Genomic DNA, 14,668 nt, shown 5'->3' with positions numbered 1-14,668 from the left:
CTCCTTCTTGCCGTGGGGGGTCGGACCGGGCGGCGAGAGAACCGTCCGGTCTCACAAGAGGTGCGGGTGTGAAGCGCGTGGGCAGACTGTCACACGAGACGCGAACATGTCATCGGGTCATCGCTCTGGCGTCGATATTTTGTTCGTTGTTGGTGCGATGAACTCCGGATAACGGACGAAGCGGGAGAAGTGAGAGGCGCCGCCTGGGGGAACGTGCTCTCCCCAGGCGGCGCCTGTCGAGGGGCCCGCGTCACCGCCGGTCACGGGACGGGGGCTGGCGTGCCGCGGTCCGTCAGAAGGTCAGCTTCCAACTGTTGATGTAGCCGCGGTCGGTGGAGTAGATGTCCTGCACCTTGAGGTTCCAGGTGCCGCTGGCCGCCACGCCGCTGGTGTCCACGGTGTACGTCTCGTTCACGTTGTCCGCCGAGTCGTACGCGCTGGAGTTCTTCAGCCGGTAGGTCTTGCCGCCCGGCGCCACCAGGTCGACCACCAGGTCACCGCGGTAGGGGTGCACGATGTCCACGCTGACCTTGAGGGCCGCGCTGCCGTTGCCGCTCCGGTTGACGGTGATCGGCGAGTTGACCGCGTCGTAGCCGTCCGGGATCTGCACGTCGTTGGTGTTCTCGTAGACGCCGCCGTCCGCGTCGTTCACGGTCCACTTGAACGCCGCGGTCCCGGTCTTGCCGGCCGCGTCCGTGACCGTGACGGTCACCTGGCTGGTGCCCACGGTGGTCGGCGTGCCGGAGATCAGGCCGCTGGCCGCGTCGATGGTCAGGCCGGCGGGCAGCCCGGTGGCGGCGTAGCGCAGCGCCCCGGTGTTGCTGCTGGTCGCCTTGATCTGCAGGCTCGCGGCCTGGTTGACGACGCTGGTCTGGTCACCGGGGGCGGTGACGCTCACGCCGCCCGGCGTGGGAACCCGCTGCCCGACGTTGACCGCGGCCCAGGCGTTGGCGACACCCGCGTACTCGACGCTGTTCGTGCCGAACAGCTCGCCGGCCGCCCACAGCGTCGCGTCCCGGGCGCCCTTGTAGTCCGTGTTGGACTGCATCCGCTGCGACAGCGCCTTGAACCACACCTTCTCGGCGTTGACCCGGCCGATGGGCGTCACCGGCTGGTTGTCGTAGGTCGGGCTGTCGTGCGGGATGCCGTTGATGACCTTGGCGCCGCTGCCCTCGGAGGCCAGGTAGAACCAGTGGTTGGCCACGCCGGACGAGTAGTGGACGTCGATGCTGCCGATGCCCGCGTACCAGTTGTCCTTGGACCGGCTGTCCTTGGACGGCTTGTCCATGTACCGCAGCGGCGTGCCGTTGCCGTTGATGTCGATCTCTTCGCCGACCCAGTAGTCGCCCTTGTCGTTGGGGTTGTCGGCGTGGAACTCCACGGCCGCGGCGAAGATGTCGGAGGTGGCCTCGTTCAGGCCGCCGGACTCGCCGCTGTAGACCAGCCGGGCGGTGTTGGCGGTGACGCCGTGCGTCATCTCGTGCGCGGCCACGTCGATCGAGGTCAGCGGGTGGGTGTTGCCCGAGCCGTCGCCGTACGTCATGCAGAAGCAGGAGTCCTGCCAGAAGGCGTTGACGTAGTTGTTGCCGTAGTGGACGCGTGAGTACGCCCCGACGCCGTCGCCCTTGATGCCCGACCTGCCGTGCACGGACTTGTAGTAGTCCCAGGTCAGGGCCGCGCCGTAGTGCGCGTCGACGGCCGCGGTCTGGGTGTGGCTGCCGGTCCCGTCGCCCCACACGTCGTCGGCGTCGGTGAACAGCGTGCCCTGCCCCGAGGTGCCCCGGTTGAGGTTGTACGTCCTGTGGTTGCCGCGCTGGGTGTCGGTCAGGTTGTACGAGCCCGAGCTGCCCGCGGTGCCCAGCGGCACCTCGCCGCTGTACTGGCTCTTGCCCGTGCCGTTGTGCACTCCCTGGTACTCGTAGAGCTTCTTGCCCGTGGTGGCGTCGGTGATGACGTGCAGCTCGTTGGGCGTGCCGTCCGCCTGTACGCCGCCGACGACCGTCTCGTACGCCAGCACCGGCTTGCCCGTCGCGGCCCAGACCACCTTCCGCGGGGCCTTGCTGGCCTCCGCCTTCCGGGTGTCGTCGGCCCGCGCCAACCGCTCGGCGGACTCCTCGGCCACGGCCGGCCGCACCTTGGCGGTGGTCGAGGCCACCCGCACCGAGGACTTGGTGGCCTTGGCGACCGACTCGAAGGCGCCGGCCTTCGTCTCCTGCACCACGAGGTCGCCGCCGAGCACCGGCAGGCCGGCGAAGGTGCGCTCGTAGCGGGTGTGCGTGGTGCCGTCCGCGTCCTTGGACACGTCCTTGACGACCAGCTTCTCCTGCGCGCCGAGCCGCAGCGTCCTGGCGGTCTCGGCCTTGGTGGCGTCGGCGTCGCGCAGCAGCTCGGCCCGCTCGGCGGGGGAGAGCCTGACGGGCATCGCGCCGCGGTTGGCCACGCTGGACATGGGGGCCGAGGCGTCGGGGGCGGTGGCGCCGTCGGTGTCGGCGGTGGCGCTGACGGCCTGCACGCCGACGGCGAGCATGGCGGCTACCGCGACGAACGCGCCGGTGGCGGCCGTTCGTCGATGGGGGGTGCGTCTCACGCGGAACTCCTTCTACTGCCGCCGCGGTGGCGGCGGCCCAGGGTGACCGGGCGGCTGGGTGGTCGCCCGGGCAGAGCGAAGCGAGCTGGACAGCGCGTGGGGGGACGGTGCGACACGGGGGGCCGGGCGCGCTGGCACGGCGCTCTTGGCGCCGCCCGGGGAGCGGTGACGTGGGCGGGGCGCGGTGGCGACGTACGACTGCGGGGACAGCGCGTGGCCCGATGTGCCGGACACGTGAGGAGCGACCGACGCGCGGCGAGGTGCCGTGGGGGAGCCGCGTGGCGGACGAGGGGAAGAGTGCCACCGTAATGATGTACATGTCAGGGGGCCGTCGAAAAGTTGTCCAAAAACCGTCCGTTGACGAAACGGTGACGTCCGTATAGCGGATGCCGTGGCCGTCCGGGCCCCCGCCCGGTGGCCCGCCGCCGCGTCCCGGCGCGCCCCGCGCCCCGGCGCGACGGGGCGGCGCCCGCCCGCCGCGCACCGCGCCGGGCACGCCGTCACCTGGGGCCGCCGGGCCGACGCCGGGCCCGCGCGGCGCGGTGGCGGCGGCAGCGCCGGGGCGGGCGCCGGCGGGCTCACAGCCGTTGCACCGACGCCCGCCACGGGCAAGCCGGGCGCGCACCCCAGGCCACGCCCCAGCACCCAGGCCACGCCCGACCACCCGCGCCACCCGGGCCACGCCGCGCACCGCGAACCGGGCGAAGTGACCCTCCGCGGCCGGGACGGTTTCCGTACGATCATGAGATGACGAACCCCGCTGACGCACTCGACGAACCGCCCAAGTTCCTCACCGATCAGCGCGCGCTCCTCGACGGCTACCTCGACGCCTACCGCGACGCGCTGCACCGCAAGCTGGACGGCCTCAGCGAGCGGGAACTGCGCACCAGCCGGCTGCCCTCCGGCTGGACGCCGCTGCAACTGGTCAAGCACCTGACCCACGTCGAACTGCGCTGGCTGGTCTGGGGCTTCTGCGGCACGACGATGACCGAGGGGCGCGCCTGGGGGGACCGCGGGCCACACGACCGCTGGCACGTCGCCGACGACGAGAGCCCGGCCGACGTGCTGGCCGAGCACCGCCGCCAGTGGGCGCGCTCGCGCGAGATCGCCGCCGGCGTGCCGGCCGAGCGCCGCGCGAGCCTCGGTGGCCGGTTCTCGACGGAGGAGGAGGCGCCGACGCTCGGTTGGATCCTCTTCCACCTCCTCCAGGAGTACGCCCGCCACCTCGGCCACCTCGACGTGGCCCGCGAGTTGGCGGACGGCCGCACGGGCGAGTGAGCGCGCCGGGGCACACCGACGGCGGAGGCTGAAACAACACAGCGGCGGGGTGTGAGCCGGCCGCATCCGACTCACACCCCGCCGTCCACGGCGGCCCGATCCCGATGGTCCCCAGCCCACTGCTGGCCGGTCACGGTCCGCCGCCTACCCCGCGCACCGCCGCTCCCGCGCGCTGGCCGCGCCGCCGGTTTCGGGGGTACCGGTTCGACGCGGAACGCGCGGCGCGTGGCGGCCGGCGCCGTGATGGGCGGGGTCACCCCCGCTCACCACCGGCGCCCGCGCGGGGCGCGCTTAGAAGTCGTACGGCTTGGCGGTGTTCCAGTTCGTCACGTCCGCGCTGGACCAGGTGAACTTCGAGACCGCGCCCTTGCTGGTGAAGGCGTTCAGCTCGACGGCCGGGCCGGTGTCGCCACCCTGGTCGCGCAGCGCGAGGGACAGCTCCGTGGAGGTGCGCTTCTTCTTGCCGTCGGCGAAGAGGTTGACGGCCGAGTAGACCTTGGCACCGGGCTTCAGGGTGATGCGGGCGGTGCCGCCGGGGGCGTCCTTCTTCGAGTGCGGCAGCACGTTCACCGTGTCGCCGAGCATGACGGAGGGGGACGCGGTGACCCAGCAGGACGTGGAGTCGGCGTTCATCGCCGTCACCAGCAGGTGCTCACCGAGCTGCTTGGGGAACCGGTGCAGCACGTCGTACGAGATCTCGTCGCCCGAGCACTGCCGGACACTGGTGCTCGTGGCCCGCGGCGCGGGCTTCTTCTTGGCGACCGCGACGGTCTTCTTGGCGCTGGTCACGGTCTTCTTGGCGCTCGCCACGGTGACCTGCTGGCCGGTGGCCGACGGCGCGTGGCCCTCGCTCGCGATGACCTGGCCGGCCGCCTGCTCCACGCTTCCGGTGCTGGTGTACGGCGCGGCGTGGGCCACGGTGCCGGTGTGGGTCCGGGTGCCGCTGTCGGTGGCCGAGTTGGCGTAGGCGGTGAAGCCGAGGGCGAGGGCGGTGGTGGCTCCGGCGACGGCGGCGATGCGGATGCGAGAGGTGCGCATGACGGGGGTCCCCCTGTTGTGCTGGTTCGGATTCAGCGGTGGTCATCTCCGCTGTTGACACCACTGTGTCGGGGGCCGCTGCCGCTTCGCTTACGCACGGCTGTCGTCTCGCTGACGTGCTGCTTCAGGCGGGAAACGGGTCGGCTAACGCCCCCGGGCGGCGGTCTTCGGCTCGCACGCGCCCGGCGCTCACACCGCCGGCAGCGCGCGGGCGCGCGCGGCGGCCAGCGCGACCTGGGCGGCCCGGTCCGCGGTGCCCTCGTCGACCGGCTCGCCCGTGCACACCAGCCGGAAGTAGATCGGCGCGGCGAGGGTCTTGAGGAGTTCGGCGGGGTCGGTCTCCGCGGGGAGTTCACCGCGCTCCACGGCGCGGGTGACCACGGGCTCAGCCCGTCGGAACCGGTCGTCGAAGAGCGCGCGCTTGACGTCGGCGAGCTGCGGGAGGCGGGCGGCCTCCGCGAGCACGGTGGTAATCAGGGCCCGCCCCGCCGGCGTGCTCACGCTGGCGACGAGCGCCCGGGCCAGCGCGCGCAGGTCGCCGGCCACCGTCCCGGTGTCGGGAATCGGGATATCGGTGGCGAAGTGGCTGGTCAGCGCGTCGGCGACCAGGGTGGGAGCGTCTTTCCAGTTCCGGTAGATCGTCGTCTTGTGCACGCCGGCCCGCTGGGCCACGCCCTCGACGGTCAGCCCCGCGTACCCGGTCGTCGCGAGTTCGGTGAGCGTCGCCGGCAGCACGGCGGCGCGCATCCTGCTGCCGCGTCCGACGGCGGGGGCGCGCCCGGTGGGCGTGGCGGCAGACTCCATTGCAACTCCCTGTTGCGTTGATGACGGGCGGTGCGGCAGGATCAGGCTATCGCAACTTTGAGTTGCAATGCGGCCGTGCCGTGCCTGTCACGCCGTGCTGTGCCGTGCCGTGCGCCGCCGCGTCATGTTGCCCTGCTCTGCCGCGCTGTCGTCGCGCGACCGCCCTCCCTACTTCGCGAATCGAGGTCCCATGTCCCGCCATTCCCCGTCAAGAGCCCGCACCGCGCCGCGCGACCACCCGGCCCACCCGCCGACCGCCGCCTCACGCGCCCGCCGCCACCCGGACGCGCGCCCCACCCGGGCGCCGAGCCCGCTCCCCGACCAGAGGGGCCGACTGGCCGTGGTCACCGGCGCCAACAGCGGCATCGGCTACGTCACCGCCCGCGAACTCGCCCGGAGCGGGGCCCACACCGTGCTGGCCTGCCGCGACCCCGAGCGGGGGCGCGCCGCGGTGGAGCGACTGCGCGCCGAGGTCCCCGGCGCCCGCGCCGAACTACGCGTGCTCGACCTCGCTGACCTGGCGTCCGTACGCGACTTCGGCACGGCCTGGCCCCACGACCGGGTCGACCTCCTGGTCAACAACGCCGGCGTGGCCATGGTGCCGCTCTCCCGGACCGCCGACGGCTTCGAGTCCCAGTTCGGCATCAACCACCTCGGCACGTTCGCGCTCACCGGCCTCCTCCTGCCGTACCTGCTCGCGGCCGCCGACCCGCGCGTGGTCACGGTCAGCAGCGAGGGCCAGCGCTTCGCCCGCTTCGACATGACCAACCTCAACGCCGAGCGCCACTACCGAGCGGCCTTCGCCTACGTGCAGTCGAAGCGGGCCAACCTCTACTTCGCCAAGGAGCTCCAACGCAGGGCCGACGCCTGCGGGCTGCGGCTGCGCAGCATCGCGGTCGCCCCCGGACTCACCCGCTCAAACGTCCTCACCGGCGGCGCCCACCACACCCGGGGACGGGCCTACCGGCTCCTGGTCCGGTTGCTCGTGCGCGCCGCCTTCCGCCCCACGCCAGCGGGCGCCATGACCTCCCTCTACGCCGCCACCGCCCACCACGTGCCCGGCGGCGGCTACGTGGTGCCCGACGGCGTCCTCCAACTCCGCGGCCAGCCCGTCCTGCGCACCCGGGAACGCGCCCTCCAGGACACCGCCACGGCCCACCGGCTGTGGGCCCGCTCGGAACGGCTCACCGGCGTGCGGTACCCCTGGCCCACCGAGCCGCCGCGCGCGGACTGACCGCGCCGGGGCCCGCCTCACCGCCGGCCTCGCCTCACCGCCGCCCCGTCTCACGACCGGCAGCGCCGCCGGGCCGCCTCGTACCGTGCCCGCACCCCCGCGTCCGCCGACACCCGCAGCAGCACGCCGAGCGCCCGCACCGCGCCGTCGTCGTAACCGCACGTCTCCGCCTCGCGCGCCGCGTCCTCCAGGCGCCGTACGCCCTGGTCCCGCTCTCCCAGGTCGAGCAGCGCCTCGCCGGCGGCCGAGAGCAGCAGCACCCGGGAGGCCACCGAGATGTCCGGCTGCCCCGCCAGGCCCAGCGCCGCCAGCGCCGTCTCCAGGGCCTCCCGTGGGCGCTGGGCGTCCAGTTGGTGCCGGGCCAGGTGGTACATAGCCAGCCGCTCGGTGTGCCGGTCGCCGACGGCGCGGGCCAACTCCGCGGCCCGTACGCACCCCTGTTCCGCCTCGTCGAGGCTGCCCAGCGCCGCCTGCGCCAGCGACAGGTTGACCAGCGCGGTCGCCTCCGCGCGCCGGTCACCGACCCGGCGGGCCAGGTCCGGCGCGGCCTCCAGGTGCGCCACCGCCTCCCGTGGCCGGCCCTCCTCGATCAGCACCCACCCAAGGAGCGCCAACACCCGGGACTCGCCGCGCGGCTCGGCGTCGGCCCGCGCCGCCGCCAGGGCCAGGCCAAGCAGCGGGGCCCAACTGTCCCGCACCCGCCACACCATCAGCGGCCACAGGCCGAGCACGATCCGCCAGGCCCGCCCGTGCCAGCCGGCCGCGTGCGCCGCGCCGGCGAGCAGCGCCAGGTCCTCGCGCTCGGCCGCGTACCAGGCCATGGCCTGATCGCGGCCGGCGAACGCCCGGATCGCCGGCGGCTGGCGGAAGTCAACCGGCAGCGCGAAGCACTCCTCCTCGCCCGGCTCGGCCGCCCCGGCCGCGGCCAGGGCGGTGGCCACGCACTGGTCGAGCACCCGCACCAGGGCCTCGGGATCCGCGTCGAGCCCGCGCGCGTACAGCCGCACCAGGTCGTGCAGCGTCCAACGGTTCGGCGCCGTCCGGATGACGAGGTGGGCTGCGGCGAGCTGGTCCATGGCGGCCTCGGCCGTCTCCGGGTCCGTGCCGGCCAGCGCCGCCACCGCGTACCGGTCCACATGGGTGCCGGGGTAGCGGCCGAGGTGCGCGAAGTGGTGCGCCACGCCGTCGGGCAGCCCGCGCACGGTGAGCCGCAGCGCCGCCCGCACCCCCGTGTCCTCCACGTCCAACAGGTGCAACCGGCGCGACTCGTCCGACAGTTCGGCGCTCATCGCCTCCAGCGACCACCCCGGCTGGTCCGCCAGGCGCGCCGCCGCCACCCGCAGCGCCAGCGGCAGCCCCCCACACAGTTCGGCCAGCCGCCGGGCCGCCGCCTCCTCGGCCGCCACCCGCTCGGGCCCGAGCACCGCGGCCAGCAGCGCCGTACTGTCCGCCGGCTCCAGCACGTCCACCGGGACGGGGCGGGCCGCGTCGGAGGCGATCAGGCCGTGCAACCGGTTCCGGCTGGTGACCACCGTCACGCAGCGCGCGCCGCCCGGCAGCAACTCCCTGGCCTGCGCCGAGTCGCGCGCGTTGTCCAGCACCACCAGGAGCTGGCGGTCAGCGGTCAGGCAGCGGAACAGCGCCGACGCGGCCTGCGCCGACTCGGGCACCTGCCGCGGCGCGACCTGCAACGCCAACAGGAACTCCCGCAACACCTCCAGGTGCGCCGGCTCGCGGGTGTCGCTGAAGCCGCGCAGGTCGGCGTAGAGCAGCCCGTCCGGGAACCCGGCGCGGTTGCGGTGCGCCCACCGCACCACCAGCGCCGTCTTGCCCACCCCGGCCGGCCCGGTGACCAGGCACAGCGGGGCCGTGCCGACGGTGGCCCGGGACAGCGCGGCCAACTCGGCCGCGCGCCCGTGGAACCCGCGCGGCATGCGCGGCAACAGGTCCACCGTGCCGGGCAGCGGCGCCCCCGGCGACGCACTGGGCAACCGTGGCGCACCCGCGCCGGGGCCGGGCGGCGCCTCGTCCCCCTCGCCGCGCAGCGCCACCGCGTACGCGTCCGCCAGCTCCGGCCCCGGGTCCACGCCCAACTCGTCGGCGAGCAGCCGCCGGGTGCGGTGGTACCAGTCGAGCGCCTCCGAGCGCCGTCCCGCCCGCTGGAGCGCCGTCATCAGCGCGGCCGACAGCGACTCGCGCAGCGGATGGGCCGCGGCCTCCGCGCGCAGCACGGCGGCGGCCCGGGCGTGCTCGCCGAGCCGCGCGTACGCCGCGGCCAGCAGCTCGACGGAGGTCAGCCGCCGCTCCTCCAGCGCCTCGGCCGCGGCCACCACCGTGGGGCTCGGGTACGCGCCGGTCAGCGCCGGCCCCTGCCACAGCGACAGCGCCTCCTCGTACAGCGCCACCGCGTCGGCGCTGGCCCGCTGGCTGCCGGCGAGCGTCACCAACTCCTCGAAGCGGTGCGCGTCCAGGAGGCTCTCCGGCATCCGCAGCACGTACGCCGCGCCCTGGGTGGCCAGCTCGACCCCGAACGCCCGGGCGTCCGCCTCGGCGAGCAGCGCCCGCAGCCGCGACACGTGGCCCTGGATGACGGTACGGGCGCGCAGCGGCGGCTCGTCGTCCCACAGGGTGACCATCAGGTGCTCCACCGTCACCGGCCGGTTCGGCCGCAGCAGCAGGGCGGTGAGCAGGCTGCGCCGCTTCGCCGGGCCGACCGACAACTCGCCGGCCTCGGTAGCCACGGAAACCGCTCCGAGCAGCCGGAACTCCACTGACGCAACCTCCTGAAGAGATGAGTCAGATTACCTCCAGGAGGCGGTGCCCCAGCGCGCCCGACCCCCGACCGGGGCGGGCGGCGCCCGGCCTAGACCAGGCTGTCCCGCCACGCCTGGTGCAGGTCGGCGAAGCGGCCCCGGCCGGCGATCAGCTCCGACGGCGGGCCGTCCTCGACGATGCGGCCCCCGGCCATCACCAGCACCCGGTCGGCGATCTCCACCGTGGACAGCCGGTGCGCGATGACGACGGCCGTACGACCCCGCAGCACCGTGTCCATCGCCCGCTGCACGGCCCGCTCGCCCGGGATGTCGAGCGAGGAGGTCGCCTCGTCCAGGATGAGCACGCCGGGGTCGGCGAGCAGCGCCCGGGCGAAGGCCACGAGTTGCCGCTGACCGGCCGATATTCGCCCGCCCCGCTTGCGGACATCCGTGTCGTACCCGTCCGGCAGCGCGGCGATGAAGTCGTGCGCGCCGATGGCCTTGGCGGCCCGCTCGATGTCCTCCCGGGTGGCGTCCGGCCGGCCGATGGCGATGTTGTCGGCCACGGTGCCGGAGAACAGGAACGCCTCCTGTGTGACCATCACCACCCCCCGGCGCAGGTCGGACGTGGCCAGCTCGCGCAGGTCCACGCCGTCGAGCAGGACACGCCCGTTGTCGCGCTCGCCGGCCGGCACCGGCGGCGGGTCGTAGAACCGGGCCAGCAGCTTGGCCAGCGTCGACTTGCCGGCACCGGTCGCCCCGACCACCGCGACCGTCTGCCCGGCGGGCAGCGTCAGGTCGAAACGCGGCAGCACCTCGCCGCCCGTGCGGTACGCGAACCGCACCCCGTCGAAGACGACCTCCCGGCCGGGCCGCCCGGCCGGCCGCTCCGGCAGCGGCTTGGGGTCCGCCGCCTCGGGCACCGACGGGCGCTGGGCCAGCAACCCGGCGATCTTGTCCAGCGAGGCGGCGGCGGACTGGTAGGCGTTGAGGAACATCCCGAGCCGGTCGATCGGGTCGTAGAGCCGGCGTAGATAGAGCGCCGCCGCCGCCAACACGCCCAGCTCAAGGCCGCCCGAGGCCACCCGGTAGGCGCCCCACGTCACGATCGCGGCCACCGCGAAGTTCGCCACCAGGCGCGAGCCGACCACGTACCGGGCCATCTCCAGCATGGCGGTGCCGTTGACCCGCTCGTGGCTCGCGTTGAGCTTGCCGAAGTCCCGCTCGTTCGCCCGCTCGCGGCGGAACGCCTGCACCGGGCGGATGCCGTTCATCGTCTCGGTGAACTTGACGATGAACGCCGCCGTCGCCGTCGAGCGCTCGGCGTACACGCGCCGGGAGCGCCGCTGGAACAGCCGCACGAGCAGGATCAGCGGGGCGAACGAGGCGATGGCCGCGGCGCCCAGGCCCCAGTCCAGGTAGAGCAGGAGGAAGGAGATGTAGATGACGGAGAGGAAGACACCGAGCAGCTCCTCCAGACCCTCGGTGAGCAGCTCGCGCAGCGACTCGACGTCGGAGGTGGAGCGGGCGATCAGCCGACCCGAGGTGTAGCGCTCGTGGAAGTCCACGCTCAGCGCCTGCCCGTGCCGGAAGATCCGGCCCCGCAGGTCGAGCAGCACGCCCTGGCTCACGTAGGCCGACACGCGCACGAACGCGTACTGCAACAGGCCGGCCAGCAGCGCGCTGCCCAGGTACGCCACGGCCACGGCGATCAGCGGCCCGTTGTCGTCGGAGCGGAAGGCGGGCACGGCGGTGTCGATCGCGTACGCGACCAGCAGCGGGCCGGCCTGCACGGTGGCCTGCTGGAGCAGGATCAGCACGGCCGCCAGCCACACATGGCGACGCAGCGGCGCGAGCAGGGTGCGCAGCAGCGTGCGCGAGGCGCCCTTGGGGGTGGGCAGGTCGTCCCGGTCGAACGGGTCCCCGGCGCCGGGTGTGCTCGGGCCCGCACCGTCGCCGCTGCCGCCGTCACCTCCCGTACCGCCGCCTCCCGTACCGCCGTCGCCGCCGGTGCCCCGGCCGCTCCCGCCGCCCGGTCCGGACGGCCCGTCGCCCTGCCCGGGGCCGTCACCGGGACCGCTGCCGTCGGTGTGACCGCTGGCGACGGGCTCGCTGGAGACGCTCGTGGTCATGACTGGTCGCTCCCCTCGCCGGACATCAGTGCCGCGTACTCGGCGTTCGTACGCAGCAGTTCGTGGTGGGTGCCCACGGCGCTGACGCGGCCGTGGGACAGCAGGGCGACCCGGTCGGCGAGCAGCACCGTGGAGGGGCGGTGCGCGACGACCAGGGCGGTGGTCTTGGCGAGAACCTGTCGCAGCGCCGCCTCCACCAGCGCCTCGGTGTGCACATCCAGCGCGGAGAGCGGGTCGTCCAGGATCAGGAAGCGCGGGTTGCCGACGACGGCGCGGGCCAGCGCGAGCCGCTGCCGCTGGCCGCCCGACAGGCTGAGCCCCTGCTCGCCGACCTGCGTGTCGACGCCCCGGGGCAGCGCGTGGACGAACCCCGCCTGCGCCACCTCCAGAGCCCGCTCCAACTCGCGCGGCCCGGCGTCGGCCGCCCCCATCAGCACGTTCTCGCCGGCCGTCGCCGAGAACAGCGTCGGCTCCTCGAACGCCACGGCGACCAGGGCGCGCAACTCGCTCCGGGACAGGGTGGTGATGTCCACGCCGTCCACGGTGATGCGGCCCTCGGTGTGCTCCAGGAGCCGGGGCACCAGCGCGGTCAGCGTCGTCTTGCCGCTGCCGGTCGTCCCGACCAGGGCCATCGTCTCGCCGGACCGGATGTGCAGGTTGACGCCGCGCAGCAGCGGCGGGGAGTCGGGGGGCGCGTCGGGGTACCGGAAGGAGACGTCCACGAACCGCAGCCCGTCATGGGCGGGGTCCGCCCGCCCGGAGTGGTCAGCCGACGCCGACGCGGGCGTCGCGCCCGTCGCGGCGGCGGGCGCCGCGGGCGGGCCCGCGGCCACCGGATCGCGCGGCGCCGTCCCGGCGGCCTCCGACGGGGCGTCCGCGGGGGAGGCGTCGGCCTCCGGCGCGTCCATCACCTCGAAGTAGCGGTCCGTCGCCGTCGCCGTGTCGTTGCTCACCGCGATCAGGAAGCCGATCGACTCCACCGGCCAGCGCAGCGCGAGGGCGATGGACAGGAACGCCACCAGGGTGCCCGCCGAGAGGTCACCGTCGGCGACCTGCACCGTGCCGAGCACCAGGGCCGCGCCGAGCGCCAGCTCGGGCAGCGTCATGATCAGCGCCCACAGGCTGGCCAGCAGGCTGCCCTTGCGCAGCTCCGTCTCCCGCAGCCGCATCCCCAGCGCGCGGAACGCCCGCGCCTGGCCCCGGTGTTGCCCGAAGCCCTTGACGATGCGGATGCCGAGGACGCTCTCCTCCACGAGCGTGGTCAGGTCGCCGATCTGGTCCTGGGCCTTGCGCGCCGCCAGCGAGTACCGCTTCTCGAAGTACGAGCACAGGATCATCATCGGCACCGCGGGCACCATCAGGACCAGCCCGAGGTGCCAGTCCTGCGCCAGCAGGATGGCGAACCCGATCAGGATCGTGGCGCCGTTGACCACCAGGAAGGTGAGCGGGAAGGCCAGGAACAGGCGCACGAGCTGCAGGTCGGTGGTGGCCCGCGACAGGAGCTGACCCGAGGCCCAGCGGTCGTGGAAGGAGACCGGCAGCCGCTGCAGGTGCCGGTACAGGTCGGCCCGCATCGCCGCCTCCACCGAGGCCAGCGGCCGGGCCACCAACCAGCGCCGAATGCCGAACAGCGCGGCCTCGGCCACGCCGATCACGAGCAGCAGCGCGCCGCCGAGCCACGCGCCGCTCGGGTCCCGGTCGGCCACCGGCCCGTCCACGATCCACTTCAGCGTGATCGGGATGACCAGGCTCATACAGGAGGCGACGATCGCCACCAGCGCCGCGCTGATCAGACGCCCACGGATCGGCCGTACGTACGGCCACAGCCGCAGCAACGAGCGCACGGTCGACCGACCCTTCGCCGGTCCCGCGTCCTCGCGGGCGCCCCCCGGGGAGGGCGACTCCCGCTCCGTCGTCGTCGCTTCACCTGTCGCAGCCATCAGGGGCGAGACTACGGTTCACCACTGACATCGCTCACTGGATTTTTTGGCCTACATCGCCGGACCCGCGCCCCGCGCACCCCCGTGACCTCGTACGACACCCCACGCCGCGGTCAGGGAGCATCCGCCGGCACCCCATCCGCCCCGAGGCGCGACGGGCGCACCGCGAACGGCGGGACGCCCCGCCGGCGCCGCCGGCGCGCAACCCCCCGCGCGGCGCGCCCGCCCCGAGCCGTGGGCGACCGGGCCGCGCGCCGACGAGCCGCCCGCGCGACGGACGAAGGGAGCGCGCGCCGCCGACGGGGCCGAGCGGGGCCGACCGCCGACGCCGGGGGCACCCAGCGTCGGCGTACCGTCACGGTCAGCAGCGCGCGGGCCCCGGGGCAGTGGTACGAACCGCCAAGATCTGCGTGTCGAACGCGGAAATGGGGGGCCGCCGCCCGGTTCCGTGCCGCCGACCCCTGCGAACGGGGCGCGCGGAGGCGCATACTGAGGTTAATGACAAAGCCTGCTGCTCCGAAGCGTCGTTTGCCTACCAGCCCCTTCAAAGCCCCGGTCGTCCCCGGGCCCAAGCACTTCGCCGTGGGTGACCAGGTCACCCACGACATGTACGGCCTCGGCCGGGTCATCGGCGTCGAGGAGGGAATCGCCGTGCTCGTGGACTTCGGTCCGGCGCAGATGCGGATCCTGAGCCCGTACGCCAAGATGACCAAGCTGTAGCACCGCCGTGCCCGCTCGCGGCACGCCAGGCCCCGCAGGGGGCCTGTAACCCATAGGGAGACCTCTCATCGAACCGACGCCGCTGTTCTCCGCTCCGGAAGGGCAGCCCCGCCGTTCCGCCACAGCATCGCCGTCTCCAGCGACCAACCCCTTCCAGGCCGCGGACTTCGGGGAAGACGACA

At 74.0% G+C, this 14,668-nt stretch carries 9 protein-coding genes; 3 read left to right on the top strand and 6 right to left on the bottom strand.

The genetic code is table 11. The annotated features are described in order from the left end of the window. Positions 1–292: 292 nt before the first annotated feature. The gene (locus AC3CHW_RS08810) at positions 293–2,587 is read right to left on the bottom strand and encodes a M4 family metallopeptidase (protein ID WP_488470080.1); all 2,295 of its coding nucleotides are present in this window, start codon (positions 2,585–2,587) and stop codon (positions 293–295) included. Positions 2,588–3,334: 747 nt separating this feature from the next. Between AC3CHW_RS08810 and AC3CHW_RS08805 the strand changes: the two genes are divergently transcribed. Next, complete coding sequence (locus AC3CHW_RS08805; RefSeq protein WP_459248119.1) at positions 3,335–3,865, top strand: DinB family protein; 531 nt, start codon at positions 3,335–3,337, stop codon at positions 3,863–3,865. A 291-nt stretch (positions 3,866–4,156) separates the two neighbouring features. On the opposite strand, the gene AC3CHW_RS08800 is transcribed toward AC3CHW_RS08805, so the two are convergent. Together AC3CHW_RS08800 and AC3CHW_RS08795 are read right to left on the bottom strand one after the other, a co-directional pair. Next, complete coding sequence (locus AC3CHW_RS08800) at positions 4,157–4,903, bottom strand: DUF4232 domain-containing protein (protein WP_488470079.1); 747 nt, start codon at positions 4,901–4,903, stop codon at positions 4,157–4,159. 189 nt (positions 4,904–5,092) lie between these two features. Beyond that, positions 5,093–5,707 (bottom strand): TetR/AcrR family transcriptional regulator, encoded by a 615-nt coding sequence (locus AC3CHW_RS08795; RefSeq protein WP_488470078.1) that lies wholly within the window; start codon positions 5,705–5,707, stop codon positions 5,093–5,095. 190 nt (positions 5,708–5,897) lie between these two features. Between AC3CHW_RS08795 and AC3CHW_RS08790 the strand changes: the two genes are divergently transcribed. Continuing rightward, on the top strand, positions 5,898–6,941 hold the full coding sequence (locus tag AC3CHW_RS08790; protein WP_488470077.1) for an oxidoreductase: 1,044 nt from the start codon (positions 5,898–5,900) through the stop codon (positions 6,939–6,941). Positions 6,942–6,991: 50 nt separating this feature from the next. Here the strand turns inward: AC3CHW_RS08790 and AC3CHW_RS08785 are convergent, their stop codons facing one another. The 3 genes from AC3CHW_RS08785 to AC3CHW_RS08775 form a co-directional block, all read right to left on the bottom strand. Then, positions 6,992–9,712, bottom strand: coding sequence for an AfsR/SARP family transcriptional regulator (locus AC3CHW_RS08785; protein WP_488470076.1), 2,721 nt, complete (start codon positions 9,710–9,712; stop codon positions 6,992–6,994). Positions 9,713–9,804: 92 nt separating this feature from the next. After that, complete coding sequence (locus AC3CHW_RS08780) at positions 9,805–11,826, bottom strand: ABC transporter ATP-binding protein (RefSeq protein WP_488470075.1); 2,022 nt, start codon at positions 11,824–11,826, stop codon at positions 9,805–9,807. Beyond that, a complete protein-coding gene (locus AC3CHW_RS08775) occupies positions 11,823–13,766 on the bottom strand; it encodes an ABC transporter ATP-binding protein (RefSeq protein WP_488470074.1) in 1,944 nt (647 codons plus the stop codon). Before AC3CHW_RS08775 ends, AC3CHW_RS08780 begins: the two co-directional genes overlap by 4 nt. A 498-nt stretch (positions 13,767–14,264) precedes the next feature. On the opposite strand from AC3CHW_RS08775, the gene AC3CHW_RS08770 reads away from it, so the two are divergent. Next, a complete protein-coding gene (locus tag AC3CHW_RS08770; protein WP_381162524.1) occupies positions 14,265–14,486 on the top strand; it encodes a hypothetical protein in 222 nt (73 codons plus the stop codon). Positions 14,487–14,668: the final 182 nt, after the last annotated feature.

The sequence above is a fragment of the Streptomyces sp. MGP-BFMKR1 genome, assembly GCF_057766585.1.
This window is presented reverse-complemented; position numbering and strand designations above follow the sequence as displayed.

Bases quoted from the DNA above. Each gene is read 5' to 3' on its own strand.
- AC3CHW_RS08805 (WP_459248119.1), top strand. From the start codon at position 3,335: ATGACGAACCCCGCTGACGCACTCGACGAACCGCCCAAGTTCCTCACC.
- AC3CHW_RS08800 (WP_488470079.1), bottom strand. From the start codon at position 4,903: ATGCGCACCTCTCGCATCCGCATCGCCGCCGTCGCCGGAGCCACCACC.
- AC3CHW_RS08795 (WP_488470078.1), bottom strand. From the start codon at position 5,707: ATGGAGTCTGCCGCCACGCCCACCGGGCGCGCCCCCGCCGTCGGACGC.
- AC3CHW_RS08790 (WP_488470077.1), top strand. From the start codon at position 5,898: ATGTCCCGCCATTCCCCGTCAAGAGCCCGCACCGCGCCGCGCGACCAC.
- AC3CHW_RS08780 (WP_488470075.1), bottom strand. From the start codon at position 11,826: ATGACCACGAGCGTCTCCAGCGAGCCCGTCGCCAGCGGTCACACCGAC.
- AC3CHW_RS08775 (WP_488470074.1), bottom strand. From the start codon at position 13,766: ATGGCTGCGACAGGTGAAGCGACGACGACGGAGCGGGAGTCGCCCTCC.
- AC3CHW_RS08770 (WP_381162524.1), top strand. From the start codon at position 14,265: ATGACAAAGCCTGCTGCTCCGAAGCGTCGTTTGCCTACCAGCCCCTTC.